We start from the raw sequence: 20,801 nt of genomic DNA, 5'->3' as shown, positions 1-20,801 counted from the left end.
CATGTCCTCCCCCCTCTACGACTGCCGCGATGACGCGCAGCTGCTCGCCGGGATGCGCCACGCGCGTCAGGCGATCAGCCACGGCGAGCTCATCGTGATGCCCACCGACACGGTGTACGGCGTCGCCGCCGACGCCTTCAACGCGACCGCCGTGCAGCGCCTGCTCGAGGCGAAGGGCCGCGGCCGCCAGTCGCCGCCGCCCGTGCTCGTGCCCGGCATCCGCACGCTGCGGGCGCTCGCGGCCGAGGTCCCCGAGCCGGTCGAGCGTCTCGTCGACGCGTTCTGGCCGGGCGGGCTGACGATCGTGCTGCGCTCGCAGCCGTCCCTCTCGTGGGACCTGGGCGACACGCACGGAACGGTCGCGGTGCGCATGCCGGCGAACCGCATCGCGCTCGAGCTCCTCGAAGAGACCGGTCCGCTCGCGGTGTCGAGCGCCAACCGCACGGGCATGGCCGCTGCGATCTCGGCGGACGATGCGGAGCGGATGCTGGGCGACAGCGTCGCCGCGTACCTCGACGACGGCGCGTCGACGACCGGCATCGCGTCGACCATCATCGACGCGACGACCCTCGTCGGCGAGGGCGAGCCTCTCGTGCGCGTCCTGCGCGAGGGCGCGATCACCCGCGACGACCTCCGCGCGGTGCTCGGCGACCTGCTCGAGGACGATTCGACCGATTCGGGGGCCGACGTCCCGCCCACCGGACAGCCCATCGGCGGCACCGAGTGAAGCAGTACGTCTTCATCGTCATCTTCACCGCCGCCGTCACGCTGGCGATGGCGTGGACCGTGTGGCGGCTCAGCCTCAAGTACAAGCTCTACCCGGGCATCCGCGAGCGCGACGTGCACAAGACGCCGACGCCGCGGCTCGGGGGAGTCGCGATGTTCATCGGCGTCGTCGCGGCGTTCGCGGTGTCGTCGCAGCATCCGTACTTCGCGATCTTCTGGGAGCGCCCCGAGCCCGTCTACGCGATCCTCGTCGCGACGTTCCTCATCGTCGTGATCGGCGTCGCCGACGACCTGTGGGACCTCGACTGGATGATCAAGCTCGGCGTCCAGTTCCTCGCCGCGGGCATCATCGCGTGGTTCGGCAAGCTGCAGATCCTGTCGATCCCGATCGGCGGGCTCGTGATCGTGTCGCCGTGGCAGAGCTTCATCCTCACGGTGCTGTCGATCGTCGTGGTCATGAACGCGGTGAACTTCATCGACGGGCTCGATGGGCTCGTCGCCGGCGTGTGCCTCATCGCGAACGGCGTCTTCTTCGCGTACTCGTACATGCTCGTGCGCGACACCGGCGCGAGCACGTACTTCAACCTCGCGTCGTTCATCGCCGCCGTGCTCATCGGCGCGTGCATCGGGTTCCTGCCGCTGAACTGGAGCCCGGCGAGGCTGTTCATGGGAGATTCCGGCGCGCTCATGCTCGGCCTGCTCATGGCGTGCTCCGCGATCGCGATCACGGGGCAGCTCGAGCCGTCGCTGCTCAACCCCGACGAGTTCGGCCGCTCGCAGCTGCTCGGTGCGTTCATCCCGATCCTGCTGCCGGTCGTCGTCGTGCTGCTCCCGCTGCTCGACTTCGGGCTCGCCGTCGTGCGCCGCATGAGCAAGGGCAAGTCGCCGTTCTCACCGGACCGCAAGCACCTGCACCACCGCATGCTCGACATGGGCCACTCCGACCGCGATGCGACGCTCATCTTCTACGCGTGGACCGCGATCGTCGGACTCGCGGTGCTGCTCATGTACATCGGCACGCAGGACGACTGGGCGGGCGGCTACCTGTTCGGCGTCGCGTTCGGCGTCGTCGGCGTCGCGGCGTGCCTCGTGATCACCTTCCTTCCCTCGCGCCGCCGCGTGCCGGCGCCCCGACCCGTCCTGGAGGACGCCCGATGAGTCCCAGCCCCGTCTCGAGCACACCAGTCCTGCGGACGGTCCTCAGCTGGTCGGCCGTCGTCACCGGCGCGCTGCTGGTCGTCGCCGGCATCGTCGGCTTCCTCGTCGCGGGGACCACGGGCATGTGGAGCGCCCTTGCCGGAGTCTTCCTCGCGGCGCTCTTCCTCGGCATCACCGCCGCCAGCATCCTCATCGCCAACCGCTGGTACGGCGATCCGCTCTACGTGCCGATCTTCTTCGGGATCGTCCTGGGCGGCTGGATCCTCAAGCTCGTCTTGTTCATCGTCGCGCTCATCGTGCTGCGCGGTCAGCCGTGGATCGAGCCGATGGTGTTCTTCGTCGCGGTCGTCGTCAGCGTGCTCGCCTCGCTCGTGGTGGACGTGGTCGTGCTCACGCGCATGCGCATCCCGCACGTGAGCGACGCGACGCTGCCGACGAGCGTCGAAGAACCGGATGCGGCGCCCGGTGCATCCGGCTCATCCCGTTCATCGGAATCCGACGCCGACGCGGAGGGGCGGGGCGCGTAATCAGCGTGCCTGTGAGTTTGATAGGCTGATCTGGCGCCCGCTTGCTCGCCTTCTGAGCGCCTGCGGAGTGACGCTCACCAACCCAATCGTCGCATCGGATCTTCTCCGGTGCCCCGAAGCTGGAGCCAGTGCTGTCTACTCACATTGCGACTCTCATCGCCCACACCGCCGCTGAGGACGGGGGCGGGTTCCACGGTCCCTCGATCGACGAGTTCTTCCCCGACGCGCTGATCACGTTCCCCGGCATCATCCTCTTCGGGGCGCCGCTGACGATCAACCGCATCCACCTCATCCAGTTCATCGCGACGATCGCGCTGGTGCTGGTGTTCTGGCTCGGAACCCGCCGCATGAAGGTCGTTCCGGGGCGCTTCCAGAGCGTCGTCGAGATGGGTCTGGACTTCGTGCGGATCAACATCGCGCACGACCTCCTCGGCCGCAAGGACGGGGACCGGTTCCTGCCTCTGCTGACGACGATCTTCTTCATGATCCTGTTCATGAACATCACGGGCATCATCCCGTTCCTGAACATCGCCGGAACGGCGATCATCGCGGTGCCGCTCACGCTCGCGGTCATCAGCTACGTGACGTTCATCTACGCCGGCATCAAGAAGAGCCCCAAGAACTTCTTCAAGAACTCGCTGTTCCCGTCGGGCGTGCCGTGGCCGATCTACTTCATCGTCACGCCGATCGAGCTCATCTCGACGTTCATCGTCCGGCCCGTGACGCTGACACTGCGACTCCTCATGAACATGATGGTCGGCCACCTGCTGCTCGTCCTGTTCTTCGCCGCGACGCAGTTCTTCCTGTTCGACCTCGGCGGCTGGTGGTCGGCGCTCGCCGCCGGCAGCCTCGCGTTCGGCCTCGTCTTCACACTGTTCGAAATCCTGGTGGCCGTCCTCCAGGCGTACGTCTTCGCTCTCCTCACCGCGGTCTACATCCAGCTCGCGGTCGCGGAAGAGCACTGAGCGGGTCGGCCCAAAAGCCGCCCATAACCGAAAGGAAACACCCCCGTGGACGCAACTACGGTTCTCGCCGAGGTTCAGGGTTCCATCGCGACCGTCGGCTACGGTCTCGCGGCGATCGGCCCGGCCATCGGCGTGGGCATCGTCGTCGGCAAGACGATCGAGGGCGTGGCACGCCAGCCCGAGCTCGCCGGCCGCCTGCAGGTGCTCATGTGGATCGGTATCGCCTTCACCGAGGCGCTGGCCTTCATCGGCATCGCGACCGGCTTCATCTTCGGATTCTGATCGCGACTCGACCTAAGGAGACAGGATGCTGAACGCTCTTGTCGCGTACGCCGCGGAAGAGGGTGCCACCGAGCACAACCCTCTGATCCCCGCGTGGTACGACATCATCTGGTCGCTGGTGTGCTTCGTCGTCATCCTCTTCCTCTTCTGGAAGGTCGCCCTTCCGCGGATGAAGAAGCTGCTCGACGAGCGCAGCGCCGCGATCGAGGGCAACATCGCGAAGGCCGACGAGGCCCAGCGCCGTGCCGAGGCCGCGCTCGAGGAGTACACCGCGCAGCTGGCCGAGGCCCGCAAGGAAGCCGGCGAGATCCGCGACGCCGCCCGTGAGGACGGCCGCAAGATCGTCGCCGAGGCGAAGGAGAACGCGTCCGCAGAGGCGGCGCGTCTGACGGCGTCGGCTCACGCGCAGATCGAGGCGGAGCGCCAGACCGCGCTCGTGTCACTGCGCAGCGACGTCGGTTCGCTCGCGCTCGACCTCGCCGGCGGCGTGATCGGCGAGACGCTGTCCGACGACGCGAAGGCCAAGGCGGTCGTCGACCGCTTCCTCGCCGAGCTCGAGGCGTCCGAGTCCGCCGCGGCGGCGCAGGGACAGAGGGCGTAATGGGCAGCGCGACCACTCAGGCCCTCGCGGCGACGACCGCGGCGCTCGACGCCGTGTCGGGTGTCGACCTCGACGTGGCCCGCGAGCTCTTCGCCGCGGCGCGCGCCGTGGGCGACACGCCGCAGCTGAGCGGCGCGCTCGCCGACTCCGCCGCCGAACCCGCCGCGCGCACGAAGGTCGTCCAGGACGTCTTCGGCTCGCGCCTCTCGCCCGCGACGGTCTCGGTGCTGAAGGCCGCGGTCGAGCAGCGCTGGTCGTCGGCGAGCGACCTCGTCGACGGCATCGATGAGCTCGCGATCCGCTCGGCGGCGAAGTCCGACCCCGGCGCCGACGTCGAGGGCGAGTTGTTCCGCTTCTCGCGCACGGTCGCCGAGAACGCGGAGCTCGAGCTGGCGCTCGGCAGCCGTCTCGGCGACGCCGAGGCCAAGGGCGCGCTCGTGGAGCGGCTGCTCGGAGGGCGCGCGAGCGCGGCTGCGACGCTCATCGCGTCATCCGTCATCCAGCGCCCGCGCGAGCGCCGCGTGCGCCAGGTGCTCACCCGCGCGATGAAGATCGTGGCCGACGAGCGCGACCGCACCGTCGCGACCGTCTACGCGGCAGCACCCCTCGGCGCCGCCCAGGCCGACCGGCTCGCCGCCGCGCTGTCGAGGCGCTACGGAAAGAAGGTGTCGGTCAACACCGTCGTCGACCCGTCGGTCGTCGGCGGGCTGCGCGTGGAGATCGCGGACGACGTGATCGACGCGAGCGTGTCGTCCCGCCTCGCCGACCTGCGCCAGAGGCTGGCCGGTTAGCAGACTTCCCGCCCTTCCCGGGTGGAGATTTCGGGGCCGCGGCCCCATGAACGAAGGAAAACAATGGCAGATCTCTCTATCAGCCCCGACGTCATCCGTGACGCGCTGAAGGACTTCGTCGCCGCTTACGAGCCCACCGGGGCCGTCGCGACCGAGGTCGGCACCGTCATCGACGCCGCCGACGGCATCGCCCACGTCGAGGGCCTGCCCGGGGTCATGGCGAACGAGCTCGTCCGCTTCGAGGACGGCACCGAAGGCCTCGCGCTCAACCTCGACGAGCACGAGATCGGCGTCGTCGTGCTCGGTGAGTTCTCCGGCATCGAGGCGGGGCAGAGCGTCACCCGGACTGGCGAAGTCCTCTCGGTGGCGGTCGGCGACGGCTACCTGGGTCGCGTGGTCGACCCGCTCGGCAACCCGATCGACGGCCTCGGCGAGATCAAGAGCGAGGGCCGGCGCGCCCTCGAGCTCCAGGCTCCCGGCGTCATGCAGCGCAAGAGCGTGCACGAGCCCCTCCAGACCGGCATCAAGGCCATCGACGCCATGATCCCGATCGGCCGCGGCCAGCGTCAGCTCATCATCGGCGACCGCCAGACCGGCAAGACCGCGATCGCGATCGACACGATCATCAACCAGAAGGCCAACTGGGAGTCGGGCGACGTCGAGAAGCAGGTCCGCTGCGTCTACGTCGCGATCGGCCAGAAGGGGTCGACGATCGCGGCCGTGAAGGGCGCGCTCGAGGACGCGGGCGCCATGGAGTACACGACGATCGTCGCGGCCCCGGCATCGGACCCCGCCGGCTTCAAGTACCTCGCCCCCTACACCGGCTCGGCCATCGGCCAGCACTGGATGTACGGCGGCAAGCACGTCCTGATCATCTTCGACGACCTGTCGAAGCAGGCCGAGGCCTACCGTGCCGTGTCGCTGCTTCTCCGCCGTCCGCCGGGGCGCGAGGCCTACCCAGGTGACGTCTTCTACCTGCACTCGCGTCTGCTCGAGCGCTGCGCGAAGCTGTCGGACGAGATGGGCGCGGGCTCGATGACGGGCCTGCCGATCATCGAGACGAAGGCGAACGACGTCTCGGCCTACATCCCGACGAACGTCATCTCGATCACGGACGGCCAGATCTTCCTGCAGTCCGACCTCTTCAACGCGAACCAGCGTCCCGCGGTCGACGTCGGCATCTCGGTGTCGCGCGTCGGCGGTGACGCCCAGGTGAAGTCGATCAAGAAGGTCTCCGGCACGCTGAAGCTCGAGCTCGCACAGTACCGCTCGCTCGAGGCGTTCGCGATGTTCGCGAGCGACCTGGACGCGGCGTCCCGTCGTCAGCTCGCCCGCGGTGCACGCCTGACCGAGCTGCTCAAGCAGCCGCAGTACTCGCCGTACCCGGTCGAGGAGCAGGTCGTCTCGATCTGGGCCGGCACCAACGGCAAGCTCGACACGATCGAGGTCGAGGACGTGCTGTCGTTCGAGCGCGAGCTGCTGGACTACCTGCGTCGCAACACCGAGATCCTCGACCGCCTGCGACAGACGAACGTCCTCGACGACGACACCGTCGCAGAGCTCGAGAAGCGCACGGACGATTTCATCCTCGAGTTCCGCGCGGGCAAGGGTCAGGCGATCAGTCGTCCCGGTCACGAGGAGGTCGCCGCGGCGGCCGCCGAAGACGTGAACCAGGAGAAGATCGTCAAGGGCCGCCACTGAGCCGGCAGCGGTAAAGGACCATGGGCGCACAACTGCGGGTCTACAAGCAGAAGATCAACTCTGCTCAGACGACCAAGAAGATCACGAAGGCGATGGAGCTCATCGCGGCCTCGCGCATCCAGAAGGCGATGGCGCGCGTGCGCGCGTCCACTCCGTTCGCGCGTGCCGTGACGCGGGCCGTCTCCGCCGTCGCGACCCACTCGAACGTCGAGCACCCGCTGACGACCGAGCGCGAGGTCATCCGCCGTTCGGCCGTGGTGATCTTCGCCTCGGACCGCGGCCTGGCGGGAGCGTTCAACTCGCAGATCCTCCGCGAGGGTCTCGAGCTGGCTGAGCTGCTGCGCCAGGAGGGCCGCGAGCCGGTGTTCTACCTCGTCGGTCGCAAGGCGGTCGGATACTTCCAGTTCCGTCGCATGGAGGCTGCGGCCGAATGGACGGGCGACACCGACACGCCGCACTTCCATACGGCCGAGGAGATCGCGGCGACGCTGCTCGACGCGTACGATCGCGGCGGGCAGGACGGCGGCGTCGACGAGATCCACCTCGTCTACAACCGGTTCGTCAGCATGATGACCCAGTCGCCCGAGACGGTCCGCCTGCTGCCCCTCGAGGTCGTCGAGGCCGAGGAGTCGGCGACCGCCGCGGTGTACCCGCTCTACGAGTTCGAGCCGGATGCCGCGGTCGTCCTCGACGCGCTCCTGCCGGTGTACATCCAGAGCCGCGTCTTCAACGCCCTCCTGCAGTCGTCGGCGGCCAAGCACGCCGCGACGCAGAAGGCGATGAAGTCGGCCAGCGACAACGCCGACAAGCTCATCACCGACTACACCCGCCTGCGCAACAACGCACGCCAGGCCGAGATCACGCAGCAGATCGCCGAGATCGTCGGCGGCGCCGACGCCCTGGCGTCGGGCAAGTAAGACCATACGAAAGAGAAGAAGCCATGAGCCTCACCGCTGAGAAGACGGAAGCGCGCACCGAGTCCTTCGGTGTCGGCCGCGTCGCGCGCATCACCGGTCCCGTCGTCGACATCGAGTTCCCGCACGACGCGATCCCCGACATCTACAACGCGCTCAAGACCACGATCTCGATCGGCGAGGAGTCGACCGAGATCACGCTCGAGGTCGCGCAGCACCTCGGCGACGACCTCGTGCGCGCCATCTCGCTCAAGCCCACCGACGGCATGGTCCGCGGCCAGGAGGTGCGCGACACGGGCGGCCCGATCACGGTTCCCGTGGGCGACGTCACCAAGGGTCGGGTGTTCAACGTGACCGGCGACGTGCTGAACGCCGAGCCGGGTGAGACCGTCGAGGTCACCGAGCGCTGGGGGATCCACCGCCAGCCCCCGTCGTTCGACCAGCTCGAGTCGAAGACCCAGATGTTCGAGACGGGCATCAAGGTCATCGACCTGCTCACCCCGTACGTGCAGGGTGGCAAGATCGGCCTCTTCGGCGGAGCGGGCGTCGGCAAGACCGTCCTCATCCAGGAGATGATCCAGCGTGTCGCGCAGGACCACGGCGGTGTGTCGGTGTTCGCCGGCGTCGGCGAGCGCACGCGTGAGGGCAACGACCTCATCCACGAGATGGAGGAGGCGGGCGTCTTCGACAAGACCGCGCTCGTGTTCGGCCAGATGGACGAGCCGCCGGGGACGCGTCTTCGCGTCGCGCTGTCGGCCCTGACGATGGCGGAGTACTTCCGCGATGTGCAGAAGCAGGACGTGCTCCTGTTCATCGACAACATCTTCCGCTTCACGCAGGCGGGCTCCGAGGTGTCGACGCTGCTCGGCCGCATGCCGTCCGCGGTGGGCTACCAGCCGAACCTCGCCGACGAGATGGGCATCCTCCAGGAGCGCATCACGTCGACGCGCGGCCACTCGATCACGTCGCTCCAGGCCATCTACGTGCCCGCCGACGACTACACCGACCCGGCGCCGGCCACGACGTTCGCGCACCTCGACGCGACGACCGAGCTCTCGCGTGAGATCGCGTCGAAGGGTCTGTACCCGGCGGTCGACCCGCTCGCCTCGACGAGCCGCATCCTCGACCCGCGCTACATCGGCGAGGACCACTACCGCGTGGCCACCGCCGTGAAGCAGATCCTCCAGAAGAACAAGGAGCTCCAGGAGATCATCGCGATCCTCGGTGTCGACGAGCTGTCCGAAGAGGACAAGGTCGTCGTCGCCCGTGCGCGCCGCATCCAGCAGTTCCTCTCGCAGAACACCTACATGGCGAAGAAGTTCACGGGTGTCGAGGGCTCGACCGTTCCGATCAAGGAGACCATCGAGTCGTTCGACGCGATCGTCAAGGGCGAGTTCGACCACGTCGCCGAGCAGGCGTTCTTCAACGTCGGCGGCATCTCCGACGTCGAAGAGGCGTGGGCGCGCATCCAGAAGGAGAACGGCTGACATGGCTCTCAATGTGAGCCTGGTGTCGGCGGACGCCGAGGTCTGGTCGGGGGAGGCGTCGCTGGTCGTCGCCAAGACCGTGCTGGGCGAGATCGGCTTCATGACAGGTCACGAGCCGGTGCTCGCGATCCTCGCCGAAGGCCAGGTGCGCATCACGCAGACCGACGGCACGAAGGTCATCGCGAACGCGCAGGACGGGTTCCTGTCGATCGAGAGCGACGTCGTGACGATCGTCGCGGGGAACGCAGCCCTCGTCGCCTGACAAGCCTCATCGGGACGCCCCAGCCTCTTCGGAGTGCTGGGGCGTTCCTCACTCCGCATCGGAGCCACGCGCACCTCATGCTGATCCTGCTTCCGCCCTCCGAGACCAAGCGTCCCGGAGGCGCCGGCGTCCCGTTCGACGCGACGTCGCTCGCGCTGCCGACGCTCGCGCCCGTGCGCGAGGCGGTCGTCGACGCACTCGTCGCGCTGTCGGCGGACGCGCAGGAGGCGGCGCGCGTGCTCAAGCTCGGTCGCACGCAGCTCGGCGAGGTCGCGGTCAACGCGGCGCTGCGCGAAGCGCCGACGATGGCCGCCGTCGACCGATACACCGGCGTCCTGTACGACGCGCTGGGCGCGGCATCCGTCGATTCCGCCGGTCGTCGCTGGCTGGGTCGGCACGTCATGATCCACTCGGCGCCGTTCGGTCCGGTCGGCGCGCTCGACCCGATCCCGGCGTACCGGCTCGGTGCGTCCGTCTCGCTGCCGGGGCTGGCCGCGCTGCGCAGGGTGTGGGCGGATGCCGTGACCGCGGCGATCGCCGATGCCGCGCCGTCGTTCGTGCTCGACCTGCGATCCGAGGCGTACGTCGCGCTCGGGCCCGTCGCGACCGAGGTTCCGTCGGCGTACGTCCGGGTCGTGACCGAGTCCGACGACGGCGCAGTGCGCGCCCTCAACCACTTCAACAAGCACGCCAAGGGCGCGCTCGTGCGGCGTCTGGCCGACGAGCGTCCCCGCATCGGGTCGCGGGCGGGGCTCCTGCGGTGGGCGGCGGGAGCCGGCATCCGGGTCGTCGATCGAGGCGAGGGCGAGCTCGACCTGTTCGCGTGACTCCGGCCGGATGCCTCAGCGTCGCGTGTGCTCGGCGGTGCGCTCGGTGTTCTCGGCGATCGCGATCAGCGCGACGACGGCCTCGATCACGAGACGCAGCGCGACGATCGCGAGGAACGCGATGAGCGGGACGAGGATGACCGTCGCGATGATGAGGGTGACGCCGGCCCCGGGGTTGAACCACAGCGCGGCGACGCCGTTGAGGATGCCGCTCACGAGGTAGAGCACCGCGCCGATGACGATCACGATGAGGCCCGCGAGATAGAAGACGCTCGCGAGGCGCCGCGTGATGAACGTGCGGAACGAGAAGTCGAACAGCGCGCGGAAGAAGCCTCGGCCGACATCGGCGACGTCTCCGCTGAGCGCCGATTGCGAGACACCGGTGTCGTCGGGGTCGGTCGCCGGGTCGTACGCCGGTCGATTCGGCGCCGCCGCCGCGGCGGCCGCCTCACCCGCGGGCTGGGGAGGGAGGGGAGGGGGAGTCGGGGGCGTGGCGTCGCTCATCGGCGATCCCTTTCGTCTGGGGTAGTGGCTGGGACTGGGGCTGGGGCGGGATACCCGTTGCGCTCACCCTACCGACGGGGTCACCCGTGACGGCAAGAGGCGCACGCGTGGCGTGCCGAGACACGCCGCGAAGCGGTGGCCACCGCGACACGCCGCCACTAGCATGTGGCCAGCGGAGCAACGGCTCCGTCGGGCGCGCTCGCGCCCCGCATCGACGTCTGGGAGCTCCTTCTCGATGGACTACAACGACAACGGCTGGGGGATGATCGCGTTCTGGCTCGCGGTCGCTCCGATTCTCTTCCTCCTCGCGATCGCGGCGTACGTCGTTGGATCGTTCTTCTTGATGAAGGTCTTCGACAAAGCGGGCGTGCAGGGGCGATGGCGCGCCTGGGTTCCCGTCTACAACTCCATGGTGGCCGCGAAGCTCGGCGATCTGTCGCCGTGGGTGATGCTCGGCGCCATCCTGGTGTCCGCACTGCTCGGCTCCATCCCGGCCATCGGGTGGATCTTCTCGCTCGTCGGCATCGCGGCGTGGATCCTGTCCGGCTGGCGGATCGGCCTCAAGCTCAACAAGGACTGGCCGTATCTCCTGCTCTGGCTCATCCCGGGTGTGGGCACGCTGATCTGGCTGGGCATCCTCGCGTTCGACAAGACGCCGTGGAACCCGAACATCGCACCGGCCCCGTGGCGCAACTCGTTCCTCAAGGACACGACGGTGTGGCAGGGCGTCCCCGTGCAGCCGGGCGCACCCGTCGCCGGTCCCGCAGCGGGGTACGCGGCTCCTGGGGCGGCAGGCGCCTACCCGCCTCCGGGTTACCAGCAGCCTCCGGCTCCGCCTGCCGGCTACCAGCCGCCCGCGCCCGGTGCGGGCACCCCTGTGCCTCCCCCCGCCGCGCCTCCGGCCCCGCCGGCGTCTGCACCCACGGCTCAGCCGCCGGCCACCGAGCCGCCGGCCGCCGCGCCTCCGGCCGCGACCGAGCCGCCCTCGACGGAGCCGCCCTCCACGGAGCCGCCGTCGGGCGAGCCGCCCCGCGTCTGATCGCTCGATCAGAAGGCCCCCGTTCGCGGGGGCCTTCCGCGTTCGCGGAGAGCACTAGCGTTGAGGGATGACTTCCCACGTTCCTCTTCGTCGTGTCGGCGCATCCGGTCTTCTCGTGTCTGCCGTCGGTCTCGGATGCAACAACTTCGGGCGTCCTGGAACCCGCACCGAGACGCTCGAGGGCACGCGCGAGGTCATCGACGCGGCGATCGACGCGGGCGTGACGTTCCTCGACACCGCCGACATGTACGGCGGGAAGCCCGGTATGAGCGAGTCGCTGATGGGCGAGGCTCTGAAGGGTCGTCGCGACGACGTCGTCCTCGCGACGAAGTTCGGCCACAGCGCGCTGCCCAATCCGGAGGGCTTCACGGGATCGAAGGGGTCCCGGTCCTACATCCGTCGCGCAGTCGAGGCGTCGCTGAGGCGCCTGCAGACCGACTGGATCGATCTCTACCAGGTGCACACCCCCGACGAGGCGACCCCGATCGAGGAGACGCTCGACGCTCTGGGCGACCTCGTGCGCGAGGGCAAGGTCCGCTACATCGGCCACTCGAACTTCGCGGGATGGCAGGTCGCAGAGGCGCATTTCACTGCACAGCTGCGCAACGCGGTGCCGTTCGTGTCGGCGCAGAACCAGCTGAGCCTGCTCGCGCGCGACGCCGAGAAGGAGGTCCTGCCTGCGGTGCGCCGGTACGGGCTCGGTTTCTTCCCCTACTTCCCGCTGCACAACGGGCTGCTCACGGGCAAGTTCACGCGCGAGTCGGCGCCCTCCGACACGCGCATCATGCGCCAGCGGCCGTACATCTACGAGAACGCGCCGTGGGAGGCGCTCGAGGCGTACCAGCAGTTCTGCGACGACCGGGGCATCACGATGCTGGAGGCGACGTTCGGGTGGCTCCTCGCGCAGCCGTCGCTGTCCAGTGTGATCGCCGGAGCGACCACGCCCGAGCAGGTGCGGGCGAACGCCGCGGCCGCGACGGCGTGGTCCCCGACGGCGGAGGACCTGGAGGCGATCGACGGGTTCTTCCCCGGGCCGGGGCGCGCGGCATAGTCTCAGGGCGTCGCGCAAGGGGTCGCGAAGGGCCGTTCCACTAGGATGTGACCACGCCGCCCGCAAGGCGCGGCGAACCTGTTACGGCGACGGGAGGACGGGGGAGTGCCGAAGGTCACCGCCGACTCCACGACGATCACCCTGCCCGACGGTGAGCTCGAGCTCACGTGGGCAGCGGTGACCCATCGCGGTCGCCGGCGCGACGTCAACCAGGACGCGGTCCTCGCCCAGTTCCCGCTCTTCGTCGTCGCCGACGGCATGGGCGGGCACGTCGGCGGTGAGATCGCCAGCACGAGCACGGTCGCGCGCATGCGCGAGCTCGCCGAGTCGGGCACGATCACGGCGAAGGCTCTCGAGAAGTCGCTGGCCCGTGCGGTGAAAGACATCGCGTCGCATCCGGATGCCACGGACGAGGCCACCGGAACCACCGTGACGGGCGTGTTCCTCGACACGAGCCGCGACGAGCCGCACTGGGTCACGCTCAACATCGGAGACTCGCGCGTCTATCTCGTGCGCGAGGGCATGATCGCGCAGCTCACGACGGACCACTCGGTCGTGCAGGAGCTCGTCGCCGCCGGCCGCCTGAGCCCCGAAGAGGCCGAGAATCACCCGTACGGCAACGTCATCACGCGCGCGGTCGGACCGAGCGAGAGCGTCACGCCGGACTACGTGCGCGTCGAGATCGTCCCGGGCGACCGGTTCGTCATCTGCTCGGATGGGCTCACGAAAGAGCTGACGGACTACGGCATCCGGCACTTCCTCGACGAGAACCCCGACCCCGCCGACGCCGTGCGGGCGATGCTCGAGGCGGCACTGGAGAACGGCGGTCGCGACAACATCACGATCGTGGTGCTCAACGTCGGCAGCGCGCCGGAGATCGACGACGAGACGGACGAGGACGCGACCGACACCGCGGAGTGGGAGACCGTCGACGACGAGGACGAAGAGTCGGATGCGGCGGCCGAGCCTGCGGCGCAGCAGCAGTCCGACGGCGACGACTCCTCCACAGCTCCCCGGTAGGGCTTCGCTCTCACACATCGTCCCGGCGGGCGCCGCCCGTGCGTGCACGCGAGGTGGACTGGGTGCATGCGCTTCGCTCCCGCACCCGCCGCGCCGCGTCCGCGAACCGAACCCGAAGTCGGCCCGCACGATCTCGTCGACACCGCGCTGACCCTGCCGGCGCCGTGGGCGCCGCCTCCGCGCACCGGCCTTCCCGTCCTGGCGTCCGTCGTGCCGATCGTCGGCGCCGTGGGGATCTGGCTCGTCACGGGATCGATGCTCTCGCTGTGGCTCGCCTGCCTGGTCCCGGTCGTCGCCGCGGCGACGGTCGTTGACCGCATGCGCACCACGCGACGGGATCGCCGGCGGGCGGACGCGGAGGCGGAGGCGGCGCGCGAGCGCGTCGCGTCCGCCGTCGGTGTGCGCCACCGCGAGGAGCGCGCGCGGCGCTGGGCGGCCCATCCGGACGTCGCGCGGTTCCTCGCGTACGACACCGCCGTGTGGCGGCCCGTCGCGGAACGTGCTGACACCCTCGTCGTGGGCGCGGGCGAAGCGCCGTCGGCGGTGCGTGTGTCCGGGGGCGAGGGCGACCCGGCATCCGACCGCCTCCGTGCGAGGGCGACGGTGCTCGAAGACGCCCCGATCACCGTGCGCGCGGGCGAAGGGGTCGCCGTGATCGGTCCGCCGGTGATCGCGGATGCTGCCCTGCGCGCGCTCGTCGCACAGCTGTGCCTGTCGCTCCCGCCCGGGAAGCTGCGCCTCATCGCTGCCCCGGGATGGGCCGACGGCCTGCCGCACCGACGAGCGGCGACGGGGATCGCGGCTGCCGTCGTCGAACCCGGACAGCAGGTTCCCCCGGCCGCGGAGATCGTGATCGCGCGCGTGGAGCCGGGGCATCCGATCCCGCCACGATGCGGCGCGACGCTCGTCATCGACGCTCCCGGCGTCGCTCACCTCGACCGCGCGGGCTCGGTCCAGGAGATCGCGGCAGAGGCGCTGTCCCGCGACCAGCTCCACACCATCGCGCACGCTCTCACGGACCGCGCGTCGCACGCGGCGGTCCCCGGGCTCTCCGACGGGCCCGCCGCGGTCGTGCCGCTGCGTGAGGTGCTCGACGACGCACCCCCGGCGCGGCGCGGCGCGCTCGCGGCGCCGATCGGCTCGAACGCGGGTCGGACGGTGGTCGTCGACCTCGTCGGGGACGGACCGCACGCCGTTGTGGCGGGCGTTACCGGATCCGGCAAGAGCGAGCTGCTCATCACGTGGATCCTCGCCCTGTGCGCGACGCACTCGACCGAGGAGGTGAGCTTCCTGCTCGCCGATTTCAAGGGCGGAACCGCGTTCGACGCGCTCGAGACAATGCCCCACGTCACGGGGGTCATCACAGACCTCGACGGGACGGGAGCGCGGCGCGCGATCGAGAGCCTGCGGGCCGAGATCAGGTGGCGCGAGGGCGAGCTGGGAGGGCACTCGGCCCGCGACATCGACGATCCGCGCGTACGTCTTCCGCGCCTCGTCGTGGTCGTCGACGAGTTCGCGGCGCTGCTCGCCGACCACCCCGAGCTGCACGCGGTGTTCGCCGACGTCGCGGCTCGGGGCAGAGCGCTCGGCATCCACCTGATCCTCGGGACGCAGCGCGTGGCCGGGGTCGTGCGCGACGCGCTGCTCGCGAACTGTCCGCTGCGCATCAGCCTGCGAGTGACGGATGCCGCCGACAGCCGAGCCGTCGTCGGCACCGACGACGCCGCGCTCCTGCCCGGCGGCGTCGACGGGCGTGGCGCGGCCGTCGTGCGTCGGGCGGCGGACCCGGCGCCGCAGCCGGCGCGGATCGCACTGTCGTCGTCCGATGACATCCGCCGTATCGCGTCGACGGCGCGAGGCCCCATCCCGAGGCGCCCGTGGCTTCCGGACCTCCCCGGCCGCATCGAACTCGACGACCTCGTGCGCCACGAGGACGCCCCCAAGGGCGGGGGAGTCCTCCTCGTGGGCCTCGCCGACGAGCCCGAGCGGCAGAGGCAGCGCCCGATCGGCGTGCGCACCGGCGATCGCGGGCTGCTCGTCGTCGGCGGCCCCGGCTCGGGCAAGTCGACGGTCCTCGCGACGATCGCCGCGCAGGCGCGTGGGCCCGTCGTGCGAGTTCCCTCAGATCCCGAGGGCACGTGGGACGCGGTGCAGCGCTTCGCCTGCGCGCCGCCCGAGGCGGGGTCGATCGTGCTGATCGACGACCTCGACACCGTCGCCGCGCATTTCCCGGCCGACTACGGGCGCGAGGTGGTCGAACGGCTCGACCTCGCCATGCGCCGCGCGGGCGACGACGGCGTGCTCTTCGTCGTCGCGGCGCAACGGCTCACCGGTGCCGCCGCTCGTGTGGGTGACCTGCTTTCGAGGCGGCTGCTGCTTCCGATGCTGTCGCGTCAGGAGTACCTCGCGGCGGGAGGCGAGTCCGCACATCACACGACAGGGGCCCCGCCCGGGCGTGGACGACTCGACGGGCGGGCGGTGCAGGTGGCGGTCGCGACGGCTGCGGCGGCCGGCGACGGGCGTGGGCTCGCGGCATCCGGTGCTCGCGTATTCGCTCCGCAAGCCCCGCTCACCGGCTTCGTCGCACGCCCGACGGCGGATGCGCGCGCAGCGGTCGCCGCGTGGGCGAGGCGGGGTGTTCGAGTCGTGCGCCTCGACGACTTCGCCGCGGGCGACGGCTCGGGCGGCGCATCCGGTGAGCCCGTCGTCGTGACCGGCGACCCCGACCAATGGCAGCGCCACTGGCGAACCCTCTCCGACGTCCGTTCTGATCACGACCTCGTCGTCGACATGGCGTGCTCCGCCGAGTACCGCCTGCTCACGGGCGACCGGTCCCTTCCGCCGTACTGCGCACCAGGCAGGCCGCGTGCGTGGCTGTTCCGGACGGGCGCCGTCACGCGCGTCGCGCTGCCCGCCGACGACACGGCGGATTCGTTGTTGACCGCCGATCGTCGCGACCCCTAACGTCGCTCTATGGCAACGTCGCCCGTACACCTTGACCGACCCGACGGCAAGGGACTCGCAGCCGGCACGCTCGGGCTCTGGGGCTCGACCGTCATCGGTCTCGCCTCGACGGCACCGGTGTACTCTCTCGTCGCGACGCTCGGGTTCGTCGTGCTGGCGGTCGGCGCTCAGGCTCCGATCGCCTTCATCGTGGCGTTCGTCCCGATGCTCTTCATCGCGTACGCGTACCGCGAGCTCAACAACGACGTGCCCGACTGCGGCACGACGTTCACCTGGGGGACGAAGGCGTTCGGTCCGTGGGTCGGCTGGATGGGCGGCTGGGGCGTCGCCGTCGCGGGCATGGTCGTGCTCGCGAACCTCGCCCAGATCGGCGGCATCTACTTCTGGGCGCTCATCGACGGCATCGTCGGCAGCACGGAGGACGCCCTCCTCTCCGACAACGTGTTCCTGGTGACCGCGACCGGCGTCGTCTTCATCGCGCTCATGACCTGGGTCAGCTGGCGCGGCATCGAGATCGGCGAGCGCCTGCAGAACGTGCTGCTGGGCATCCAGTACCTCGCGCTCGTGATCTTCGTCGTCGCGGCCCTCTGGCAGTTCTTCGCAGGCACCGCGCCCAACCCGACGCCGTTCGACTGGGCGTGGTTCAACCCGCTCGGCTTCACCGAGTGGCAGGGCTTCACCGAAGCGGTCCTGCTGGCGCTGTTCATCTACTGGGGCTGGGACACGTGCCTCGCCCTCAACGAGGAGACGAAGGACCCCAAGCGCATCCCCGGGCTCGCGGCGCTGCTGACGTGCGTCCTGCTGCTCGTGACCTACGTCTCGGTCACCCTCGCCGCGATGATGTACGCGGGGCTGGGCGAGACCGGCACGGGCCTGGGCAACGAAGCCAACGCCGATGACGTCTTCCTCGCCATCAAGGACGGGCTGCTCGGTCCCGTCGGGTGGGTGCTCGTGGTCGCTGTGCTCATCTCGGCCGTCTCGTCGACGCAGACGACGATCCTGCCGACCGCGCGCGGAACCCTCTCGATGGCCGTGTACCGCGCGCTGCCGGCGAAGTTCAAGGAGGTCCACCCGAAGTACCGCACGCCGTCGTTCTCGACGATCGTGATGGGCGTCGTCGCGTCGCTGTACTACATCGGCATGACGCTCATCAGCGACAACATCCTGCAGGACTCGATCCTCTCGCTCGGCCTCGCGATCGCGTTCTACTACGCGATCACCGGGTACGCCTGCGTGTGGTACTTCCGGCGGGAGTTGTTCAACTCGACGCGCAACTTCTTCTTCCGGTTCCTGCTTCCTCTCGCCGGGGCGCTCATGCTCACGTACGCGTTCATCCAGTCGGCGATCGACATGTACGACGTCGACTACGGATACACCGTCCTGCTGGGCATCGGCGGCACCTTCGTCGTGGGCGTGGGTGCGCTCGCCCTCGGCGTCGTGCTCATGTTCATCTGGTTCGCCTTCCCGCGGTCCAAGCCGTTCTTCCGGGGCGAGAGCCTGAACCGCGACACACCGGTGCTCGTGCCGGAGGAGCCGGCGGACTACCTGCGCTCGGTCGACGGGGGCCTGGTCTAGATCGCACGGCAGAAGGGAGTGGTGATGCGGATCCTCATCGTCGGTGCGGGAGGCGTCGGCTCGGCGGCGACGCGCATCGCCGTCCGTCGCGACTTCTTCGAGTCGCTCGTGATCGCCGACTACGACCCCGCCCGTCCCGAGGCCCTGGTTGCCGAGCTCGGCGACCCGCGGCTCTCGGCCGCGCAGGTCGACGCCTCGAGCGCGGACGCGGTCGCGACGCTCGTGCGCGAGACCGGCGCGACGCATGTGCTCAACGCCGTCGACCCTCGTTTCGTCATGCCGATCTTCGACGGATGCTTCGCCGCGGGCGCGACCTACCTCGACATGGCGATGAGCCTGTCGCATCCGCACCCCGACAAGCCGCACGAGCTTCCGGGCGTCAAACTCGGCGACGAGCAATTCGCCAAGGATCAGGAGTGGAAGGACGCCGGACGTCTCGCCCTCGTCGGCATCGGCGTCGAGCCGGGCCTGTCCGACGTCTTCGCGCGCTACGCCGAGGACGAGCTGTTCAGCGAGATCGACGAACTGGCGGTGCGCGACGGCGCGAACCTCGTCGTCGCCGGGTACGACTTCGCGCCGTCGTTCTCGATCTGGACGACGATCGAGGAGTGCCTCAACCCGCCGGTCATCTACGAAGAGGACCGCGGCTGGTACACGACACCCCCTTTCTCCGGGCCCGAGGTGTTCGAGTTCCCCGAGGGCATCGGGCCCGTCGAGTGCGTCAACGTCGAGCACGAGGAGGTCCTCCTCATGCCGCGGTGGACGAAGGCGAAGCGTGTGACGTTCAAGTACGGCCTGGGCGACGAGTTCATCGAGGTGCTCCGCGTGCTGCACAAGACCGGCCTCGACCGTACCGACCCGGTCGATGTGAAGGGCGTCCAGGTGGCTCCGCGCGATGTCGTCGCGGCGGCGCTGCCCGACCCGGCGACCCTCGGCGACAGCATGACCGGCAAGACGTGCGCGGGCGTGTGGGTGACGGGAAAGGGGAAGGACGGCGCGCCGCGCTCCACGTACCTGTACCACGTCGCCGACAACGAGCAGTCGATGCGCGAATACAAGTCGCAGGCGGTCGTGTGGCAGACGGCCATCAACCCCGTCATCGCGCTGGAGCTGCTCGCCCGCCGAACGTGGGAGGGCACGGGCGTGCTCGGCCCAGAGGCTTTCGACGCCCGCCCCTTCCTCGACCTGCTCGCCGCACCGGCGCCCGAGGGCTACGGCTCTCCGTGGGGCATGGAGGAGAAGCCGCTGCCCTGAGCGCCGGCGTGACTGCCGCCCGGGCGGGCGAATTCCTAGGCGAGCGCCCCCTCGAGAGACGCGAGCTCGAGCTCATGCGCCGACGCGACGCCCGGGTTCACGACCGTGCCCGCCGTCGTGTTGAGCCCCGCCGCCAGGGCCGGATCGTTGCGAAGCGCCTGGGTCCAGCCGAGTCGCGCGATCTGGCGGATGTAGGGGAGCGTCGCATTCGTCAGCGCCGACGTCGCCGTGTTCGGCACCGCGCCGGGCATGTTCGCGACGCAGTAGAACACCGACCCGTGCACGAGGAACGTCGGATCGTCGTGCGTCGTCGGATGGGTGTCCTCGAAGCATCCTCCTTGATCGACGGCGATGTCGACGAGGACGCTGCCCGGCCGCATCCGGCTCACCATGTCGTTCGTCACGAGCTTGGGCGCCCGCGCGCCCGGGATCAGCACCGAGCCGATGACGAGGTCGGATGCCGTGACGGCACGGTCGAGGTCGAGGGGGTTCGACGCGGCGGTCTTGATGCGGCCCTGGAAGTGGTCGTCGAGGTACCTGAGGCGCTGCACGTTCGTGTCGAAGATCGTGACGTCGGCGCCCATGCCGACCGCGATGACCGCCGCGTTGGCGCCCGCGACGCCGCCGCCGATGATCGTGACCCTCGCGGGGCGCGTACCGGGCACGCCCGACATCAGCAGGCCCAGGCCGCCGTACGACCGCATGAGCGTGGTCGCTCCCATGGTCGGCGCGAGGCGGCCCGCGACCTCGCTCATCGGCGCGAGCAGCGGCAGGCCGCCGCCCGGCAGCTGCACGGTCTCGTACGCGATCGCCGTCACGCGGTCCGCGACGAGGCGCTCCGTGAGCGCGCGATCGGCGGCGAGGTGCAGGTACGTGAAGAGCACGAGATCCTCGCGGAAGTAGTCGTACTCGCTCGCGATCGGCTCCTTGACCTTGAGCAGCAGCTCGGCACGCGCCCACACCTCGGCCGCGTCGTCGAGCAGGGTCGCCCCGGCATCCGAGTACTCGCCGTCCGTCATCGACGAGGCGGCGCCCGCCCCCTTCTGCACGTAGACCTCGTGCCCGGCCAACACCAGGTCGTGGACTCCGGACGGGGTGAGCGCAACGCGATACTCGTTGTTCTTCACCTCGGTGGGGACGCAGATTCTCATCG

The 20,801-nt window shown here is 69.8% G+C and carries 20 protein-coding genes; 18 read left to right on the top strand and 2 right to left on the bottom strand.

The genetic code is table 11. From position 1 onward, the window contains the following. The first annotated feature begins 1 nt into the window (after position 1). The 12 genes from BJ991_RS14600 to BJ991_RS14545 all read left to right on the top strand — a co-directional run bounded on the left by BJ991_RS14600 (position 2) and on the right by BJ991_RS14545 (position 10,241). A complete protein-coding gene (locus BJ991_RS14600; protein ID WP_179491150.1) occupies positions 2-727 on the top strand; it encodes an L-threonylcarbamoyladenylate synthase in 726 nt (241 codons plus the stop codon). Then, the gene (locus BJ991_RS14595) at positions 724-1,884 is read left to right on the top strand and encodes an MraY family glycosyltransferase (RefSeq protein WP_179491148.1); all 1,161 of its coding nucleotides are present in this window, start codon (positions 724-726) and stop codon (positions 1,882-1,884) included. The genes BJ991_RS14600 and BJ991_RS14595 overlap by 4 nt, the downstream gene beginning before the upstream one ends. Further along, complete coding sequence (locus tag BJ991_RS14590; protein WP_179491146.1) at positions 1,881-2,411, top strand: Cg1360 family ATP-synthase-associated protein; 531 nt, start codon at positions 1,881-1,883, stop codon at positions 2,409-2,411. The genes BJ991_RS14595 and BJ991_RS14590 overlap by 4 nt, the downstream gene beginning before the upstream one ends. Before the next feature lie 128 nt (positions 2,412-2,539). Continuing rightward, positions 2,540-3,376 (top strand): F0F1 ATP synthase subunit A, encoded by an 837-nt coding sequence (gene atpB, locus BJ991_RS14585; RefSeq protein ID WP_343048780.1) that lies wholly within the window; start codon positions 2,540-2,542, stop codon positions 3,374-3,376. 45 nt (positions 3,377-3,421) lie between these two features. Further along, positions 3,422-3,658 carry an ATP synthase F0 subunit C gene (gene atpE, locus BJ991_RS14580; RefSeq protein ID WP_179491144.1) on the top strand — a complete coding sequence of 79 codons (237 nt, stop codon included), beginning with the start codon at positions 3,422-3,424 and terminating at the stop codon, positions 3,656-3,658. 25 nt (positions 3,659-3,683) lie between these two features. Next, a complete protein-coding gene (locus BJ991_RS14575) occupies positions 3,684-4,259 on the top strand; it encodes a F0F1 ATP synthase subunit B (protein ID WP_179491142.1) in 576 nt (191 codons plus the stop codon). After that, positions 4,259-5,050, top strand: coding sequence for a F0F1 ATP synthase subunit delta (locus BJ991_RS14570; protein WP_179491140.1), 792 nt, complete (start codon positions 4,259-4,261; stop codon positions 5,048-5,050). Before BJ991_RS14575 ends, BJ991_RS14570 begins: the two co-directional genes overlap by 1 nt. A 63-nt stretch (positions 5,051-5,113) precedes the next feature. Next, complete coding sequence (gene atpA, locus BJ991_RS14565; RefSeq protein ID WP_179491138.1) at positions 5,114-6,751, top strand: F0F1 ATP synthase subunit alpha; 1,638 nt, start codon at positions 5,114-5,116, stop codon at positions 6,749-6,751. A gap of 20 nt (positions 6,752-6,771) precedes the next feature. After that, positions 6,772-7,668 (top strand): F0F1 ATP synthase subunit gamma, encoded by an 897-nt coding sequence (locus BJ991_RS14560; RefSeq protein WP_179491136.1) that lies wholly within the window; start codon positions 6,772-6,774, stop codon positions 7,666-7,668. A 23-nt stretch (positions 7,669-7,691) separates the two neighbouring features. Next, positions 7,692-9,152, top strand: a complete 1,461-nt coding sequence (gene atpD, locus BJ991_RS14555) for a F0F1 ATP synthase subunit beta (RefSeq protein WP_179491134.1) — start codon at positions 7,692-7,694, stop codon at positions 9,150-9,152. Position 9,153: 1 nt separating this feature from the next. Further along, entirely contained in the window at positions 9,154-9,414 is a 261-nt protein-coding gene (locus BJ991_RS14550) for a F0F1 ATP synthase subunit epsilon (RefSeq protein ID WP_179491132.1), read from the top strand. A 77-nt stretch (positions 9,415-9,491) separates the two neighbouring features. Continuing rightward, entirely contained in the window at positions 9,492-10,241 is a 750-nt protein-coding gene (locus tag BJ991_RS14545; RefSeq protein ID WP_179491130.1) for a YaaA family protein, read from the top strand. Positions 10,242-10,256: 15 nt separating this feature from the next. Here BJ991_RS14545 and BJ991_RS14540 read toward each other — a convergent pair whose 3' ends face one another. Continuing rightward, positions 10,257-10,745 carry a DUF4282 domain-containing protein gene (locus BJ991_RS14540; protein WP_179491128.1) on the bottom strand — a complete coding sequence of 163 codons (489 nt, stop codon included), beginning with the start codon at positions 10,743-10,745 and terminating at the stop codon, positions 10,257-10,259. A 235-nt stretch (positions 10,746-10,980) separates the two neighbouring features. Here BJ991_RS14540 and BJ991_RS14535 point away from each other — a divergent pair, with 235 nt between their 5' ends. The 6 genes from BJ991_RS14535 to BJ991_RS14510 all read left to right on the top strand — a co-directional run bounded on the left by BJ991_RS14535 (position 10,981) and on the right by BJ991_RS14510 (position 19,648). Beyond that, positions 10,981-11,784, top strand: a complete 804-nt coding sequence (locus BJ991_RS14535; protein WP_179491126.1) for a large exoprotein — start codon at positions 10,981-10,983, stop codon at positions 11,782-11,784. 67 nt (positions 11,785-11,851) lie between these two features. Next, a complete protein-coding gene (locus tag BJ991_RS14530; protein WP_179491124.1) occupies positions 11,852-12,835 on the top strand; it encodes an aldo/keto reductase in 984 nt (327 codons plus the stop codon). Positions 12,836-12,940: 105 nt separating this feature from the next. After that, entirely contained in the window at positions 12,941-13,855 is a 915-nt protein-coding gene (locus BJ991_RS14525; RefSeq protein WP_179491123.1) for a protein phosphatase 2C domain-containing protein, read from the top strand. 66 nt (positions 13,856-13,921) lie between these two features. Further along, positions 13,922-16,819 carry an FtsK/SpoIIIE domain-containing protein gene (locus BJ991_RS14520; protein ID WP_179491122.1) on the top strand — a complete coding sequence of 966 codons (2,898 nt, stop codon included), beginning with the start codon at positions 13,922-13,924 and terminating at the stop codon, positions 16,817-16,819. A gap of 9 nt (positions 16,820-16,828) precedes the next feature. Next, complete coding sequence (locus tag BJ991_RS14515; RefSeq protein ID WP_179491121.1) at positions 16,829-18,394, top strand: APC family permease; 1,566 nt, start codon at positions 16,829-16,831, stop codon at positions 18,392-18,394. Positions 18,395-18,418: 24 nt separating this feature from the next. Beyond that, positions 18,419-19,648, top strand: a complete 1,230-nt coding sequence (locus tag BJ991_RS14510; RefSeq protein ID WP_179491120.1) for a saccharopine dehydrogenase family protein — start codon at positions 18,419-18,421, stop codon at positions 19,646-19,648. A 35-nt stretch (positions 19,649-19,683) separates the two neighbouring features. On the opposite strand, the gene ald is transcribed toward BJ991_RS14510, so the two are convergent. Beyond that, positions 19,684-20,799, bottom strand: a complete 1,116-nt coding sequence (gene ald / locus BJ991_RS14505; protein ID WP_179491119.1) for an alanine dehydrogenase — start codon at positions 20,797-20,799, stop codon at positions 19,684-19,686. Positions 20,800-20,801 lie beyond the last annotated feature (2 nt).

The organism is Microbacterium immunditiarum (genome assembly GCF_013409785.1).
In the GTDB taxonomy this organism is placed as follows: domain Bacteria; phylum Actinomycetota; class Actinomycetes; order Actinomycetales; family Microbacteriaceae; genus Microbacterium; species Microbacterium immunditiarum.
Note: the sequence above shows the minus strand (reverse complement) of the source record. Positions and strands in the feature narration are given on the sequence as shown.

Excerpts from the sequence above, each read along its gene's own strand:
- BJ991_RS14600 (WP_179491150.1), top strand. The coding sequence starts at position 2 with ATGTCCTCCCCCCTCTACGACTGCCGCGATGACGCGCAGCTGCTCGCC.
- BJ991_RS14590 (WP_179491146.1), top strand. The coding sequence starts at position 1,881 with ATGAGTCCCAGCCCCGTCTCGAGCACACCAGTCCTGCGGACGGTCCTC.
- BJ991_RS14575 (WP_179491142.1), top strand. The coding sequence starts at position 3,684 with ATGCTGAACGCTCTTGTCGCGTACGCCGCGGAAGAGGGTGCCACCGAG.
- BJ991_RS14570 (WP_179491140.1), top strand. The coding sequence starts at position 4,259 with ATGGGCAGCGCGACCACTCAGGCCCTCGCGGCGACGACCGCGGCGCTC.
- atpA (WP_179491138.1), top strand. The coding sequence starts at position 5,114 with ATGGCAGATCTCTCTATCAGCCCCGACGTCATCCGTGACGCGCTGAAG.
- BJ991_RS14560 (WP_179491136.1), top strand. The coding sequence starts at position 6,772 with ATGGGCGCACAACTGCGGGTCTACAAGCAGAAGATCAACTCTGCTCAG.
- atpD (WP_179491134.1), top strand. The coding sequence starts at position 7,692 with ATGAGCCTCACCGCTGAGAAGACGGAAGCGCGCACCGAGTCCTTCGGT.
- BJ991_RS14550 (WP_179491132.1), top strand. The coding sequence starts at position 9,154 with ATGGCTCTCAATGTGAGCCTGGTGTCGGCGGACGCCGAGGTCTGGTCG.
- BJ991_RS14545 (WP_179491130.1), top strand. The coding sequence starts at position 9,492 with ATGCTGATCCTGCTTCCGCCCTCCGAGACCAAGCGTCCCGGAGGCGCC.
- BJ991_RS14540 (WP_179491128.1), bottom strand. The coding sequence starts at position 10,745 with ATGAGCGACGCCACGCCCCCGACTCCCCCTCCCCTCCCTCCCCAGCCC.
- BJ991_RS14535 (WP_179491126.1), top strand. The coding sequence starts at position 10,981 with ATGGACTACAACGACAACGGCTGGGGGATGATCGCGTTCTGGCTCGCG.
- BJ991_RS14530 (WP_179491124.1), top strand. The coding sequence starts at position 11,852 with ATGACTTCCCACGTTCCTCTTCGTCGTGTCGGCGCATCCGGTCTTCTC.
- BJ991_RS14520 (WP_179491122.1), top strand. The coding sequence starts at position 13,922 with ATGCGCTTCGCTCCCGCACCCGCCGCGCCGCGTCCGCGAACCGAACCC.
- BJ991_RS14515 (WP_179491121.1), top strand. The coding sequence starts at position 16,829 with ATGGCAACGTCGCCCGTACACCTTGACCGACCCGACGGCAAGGGACTC.
- BJ991_RS14510 (WP_179491120.1), top strand. The coding sequence starts at position 18,419 with ATGCGGATCCTCATCGTCGGTGCGGGAGGCGTCGGCTCGGCGGCGACG.
- ald (WP_179491119.1), bottom strand. The coding sequence starts at position 20,799 with ATGAGAATCTGCGTCCCCACCGAGGTGAAGAACAACGAGTATCGCGTT.